We start from the raw sequence: 3,844 nt of genomic DNA, 5'->3' as shown, positions 1-3,844 counted from the left end.
CAAGAAAGGCCATCGCAGACCCGCACCGTGAATGCGGCTGGAGCGGCTTCACCTTCCTTGACCACGTCGAAGTGGTGATAGAAGGTTGCCACCTCATAGACCTCGGTCTGGGCCAGCCGCATCTCCTGGGCCAGCGCGGCCAGGTGCGCTGCCGACAGGTGGCCGAACTCGTCCTGGATCTTGTGCAGGTGTTCGATCAGCAAGTCTGGCCTGCGCGACTCGGAGCCCAACAGGCGTTGCACGTCGGCCAGCGCCTGCGGGTCAACGCGGCGACCCTTGGGCGCCTGGCGTTTACGCTGCTTGGAGGCGTCGATGACGGCGATGGGAATGATGGGATGGTTCATGAAGCGTAGTGGCTCGCTGTATGGCTGGCGTGGGCTGCCCGACCTAGATGACGCGCTCGGCGCGTAATTCGGCGATGTAGTCGGCGCCGTAACCCAGTTGCGTCAACACTTCGTCGGTGTGCTCGCCCAGCAGGGGGGAGCGCGTGACTTCAGTGGTGCTGTCGGACATCTTGATCGGATTGCCCACGGTCAGGTACTTGCCACGGGTGGGGTGGTCGACTTCAACAATGGTGCCCGTTTCGCGGAGCCCGGGTTCTTCCGAGATCTCTTTCATAGACAGGATGGGACCGCAGGGAATGTCGTACTTGTTCAGGATTTCCATGGCCTCGAACTTGGTCTTGGTCATGGTCCATTTCTCGATGCGCGCGAAGATGGGCTTCAAATGCAGCAGCCGGGCTGCCGGCGTCGCGAAAGCTTCGTCGTCAATCCAGCCTTCTTCGCCGATCACCTTGCACACGGCTGGCCACACGGCGCCCTGGGTGATGAAGTAGATATACGCGTTGGGATCGGTCTCCCAGCCCTTGCATTTGAGGATGGAGCCCGGCTGGCCACCGCCGGAGGCATTGCCGGCGCGCGGCACGGCCTCACCGAACTTGCCGTCTGGGTACTGCGGGTATTCATGCATGGTGCCGGTGCGCTCCAGGCGCTGCTGGTCGCGCAGTTTGACCCGGCACAGGTTCAGCACGGCATCCTGCATGGGCGCCAGCACTTTCTGGCCACGCCCCGTGGTGTTGCGTTGATAGAGGGCTGCGACGATTCCCAGGGCAAGGTGCAGGCCGGTTCCGCTGTCACCAATTTGTGCGCCCGTGACCATGGGTGGGCCATCGTCAAACCCGGAAGTAGAGGCCGAGCCGCCGGCACACTGGGCAACGTTCTCGTAAACCTTGCAATCTTCGTAGCGGCCGGGGCCAAAGCCCTTGACCGAGGCGACAATCATTCGGGGATTGAGTTTCTGGATGTGTTCCCAGGTGATGCCCATGCGGTCGAGCGCGCCAGGCGCAAAGTTTTCCACCAGCACGTCGCATTCCTTGATCAAAGTGTCCAGAACCTCTTTGCCTTTCGGCTTTTTGGTGTCCAGCGTGATCGAGCGCTTGTTGTGGTTGAGCATGGTGAAATACAGGCTGTCTACGCCGGGGATGTCGCGCAACTGTCCGCGAGTCGCGTCGCCTTCGCCGGCGCGTTCGACCTTGATGACGTCTGCGCCGAACCATGCCAGCAACTGGGTGCACGTAGGCCCGGACTGGACGTGGGTGAAGTCAAGGATGCGAACGCCGTCTAACGCTTTGCTCATGAAAGTTCCTGCTGGAGGTTGAAATGGATGCCCGTATGGCTTGCGCCATGCTGCGGGACACCTGGGTGCCCGGTTCAACCCCTATGTTAATCACTGCACCGGTGATGTGCCTTTGTCTTTTGGGTTACGGTGTTTTGCCTTGAGGGACAAGCTGCATCTCCAGTTCCGTCAGGCGTTTTTTCAGATTGCGTTCTTCGGCAAAGCGGGCGGTTTCATCGCGAATCACCGCGACGATCGCCGACACCTTGTTGTCCGGGGTATGCAACAGCGCGACGGTAAAGGCAATAGACAGCCCGTGCCCGTCCTTGTGCACTGCGGGCACACGAAGAACGTCGTTGCCATACCGCGTTTGTCCGGTCGCCATTGTCTTGTGATAGCCGTCCCAGTGGCGCTGCTGCTGGCGCTGCGGGATGATGATGTCCAGCGATTTACCCAGGGCTTCTTCTTCTGTGAAGCCAAACATCCGCTGGGCCGCAGGGTTCCACAAGACAATTGCACCGCCGGCATCGGAAGCCACAATGGCATCGCCAACAGCCTCCACAAGCTGTTTCAGGTCGGTTGTTGTTTGCATATGTCCACTCCTGTTACGAAAATAAGCTGACTGAGGCCTTAAAAAAAACGGCGCTCAATCTGAACGCCGTCTTTCTGGGCCATCAAGACCGCTACTTCAAGATTGCGCTCACACTGCTTTTGCAGTGTGCATGGCCGCGATTTGGTCTTTGCTGTAGCCGAGTTCGGCCAGAACCTCATCGGTGTGTTCGCCCAGCAGGGGCGATGCGGTTACTTCAGGCTTGGTGTCGGAGAACTTGATCGGGCTGCCAACGGTGAAGTAGCTACCGCGCACCTTGTGCGGTACTTCAACGATGGAGCCACTGGCGCGCAAGGATTTGTCATGCAACAACTCCTTCATCGACAACACGGGTGCGCAAGGAATATCAAATTTTCGGAAAACGTCCACGGCTTCGAACTTGGTCTTGTCGGCGATGAATGCTTCAATCGTGGCGAAGATATCCATGATGTGCGGCTGGCGTGCCTTGGCCGTGGTGTAGGCCGGGTCGGTTTTCCACTCGGGTTTGCCCAATGCGTCGCAGATCGGCTCCCAGGCGTGACCCTGGACCGTGAAATAGATGTACGCGTTGGGGTCGGTTTCCCAACCCTTGCATTTCAAAATCCAGCCGGGTTGTCCGCCACCGCCGGCATTGGCGCCGCGCGGCACCACGCCGTCTTTGAAAGCTTCCATTTCATGCGGGTATTGCGGGTACTCTTCCAGGTAGCCAAGGTTGTCCAGACGCAACTGGTCGCGCATTTTGACGCGGCACAGGTTGAGCACACTGTCCTGCATGGACACGGCGACTTTTTGGCCCTTGCCAGTCTTCTGGCGGCCGATATAGGCCGTCAAAATACCGATGGCCAGGTGCATGCCGGTATTGCTGTCGCCCAAGGCGGCAGACGAAATGGTGGGGCCTGAGTTCTCGCCTTTCCAGTAGCCGGTGGTGGACGCTGCACCGCCTGCGCACTGGGCCACGTTTTCGTAAACCTTCAGGTCTTCGTAATGGTGGCCGTCAGAGAAACCCTTGACGGATGCCAGAATCATTTTTGGGTTGAGCGACTGGATGTGTTCCCAGGTGAATCCCATACGGTCCAGCGCGCCGGGACCAAAATTCTCGACCATCACGTCGGATTCCTTGATGAGCCTCTCCAACACTTCCTTGCCTTCGGGCTTTTTGGTGTCCAGCGTCAGGCCGCGCTTGTTGCTGTTGAGCATGGTGAAATACAGCGCGTCAGCGCCTTCGATGTCACGCAGCTGGCTTCGGGTAACGTCGCCAGAGCCAGGACGCTCGACCTTGATTACGTCAGCGCCGAACCAGGCCAGCATCTGAGTGCAGGCGGGACCGGCCTGAACGTGGGTGAAGTCGATGATTTTGATGCCTGCGAGTGGTTTGTTGCTCATTTTGATTTCTCCTTGGGATGGCTTTGGATTACTTCTTTGCTGCAGCACTCTGCGGATTCAGGCTGGTGATTCGACCACTTTCGGTCCCTGCGGTTTCGTCGATGATGGCGTTGATCAGGGTCGGCTTGCCAGATTTAACGGCTTCGTCCAGCGCCTTCGCCAATTCGGCTGGGGTGTTGGCCAAAACGCCCACCCCGCCGAAAGCCTGCATCATCATCTCGTATCGCGCATTCTTGACGAACACGGTGGGTGCCACGT

4 protein-coding genes and 1 pseudogene are annotated in these 3,844 nt (G+C 58.8%); all 5 read right to left on the bottom strand.

Features of this window, described 5'->3' with window-relative positions:
* Positions 1 to 344: NAD(P)H-dependent oxidoreductase subunit E (locus AC1D1X_RS17890; protein ID WP_477698796.1), on the bottom strand; the 344-nt coding region annotated here is incomplete at its 3' end.
* 43 nt (positions 345 to 387) lie between these two features.
* A complete protein-coding gene (gene frc / locus AC1D1X_RS17885; RefSeq protein ID WP_477669187.1) occupies positions 388 to 1,635 on the bottom strand; it encodes a formyl-CoA transferase in 1,248 nt (415 codons plus the stop codon).
* 124 nt (positions 1,636 to 1,759) lie between these two features.
* Positions 1,760 to 2,206 (bottom strand): PAS domain-containing protein, encoded by a 447-nt coding sequence (locus AC1D1X_RS17880; protein ID WP_457280478.1) that lies wholly within the window; start codon positions 2,204 to 2,206, stop codon positions 1,760 to 1,762.
* 108 nt (positions 2,207 to 2,314) lie between these two features.
* Positions 2,315 to 3,586, bottom strand: coding sequence for a formyl-CoA transferase (gene frc / locus AC1D1X_RS17875; protein ID WP_457280479.1), 1,272 nt, complete (start codon positions 3,584 to 3,586; stop codon positions 2,315 to 2,317).
* Positions 3,587 to 3,614: 28 nt separating this feature from the next.
* Positions 3,615 to 3,844: pseudogene (locus AC1D1X_RS17870) on the bottom strand (oxalyl-CoA decarboxylase); the annotation flags it as partial.

The organism is Polaromonas sp. P1_G4, from assembly GCF_056405475.1.
The sequence above is the reverse complement of the archived record's forward strand: the minus strand, read 5'-3'. Positions and strand labels throughout refer to the sequence as shown.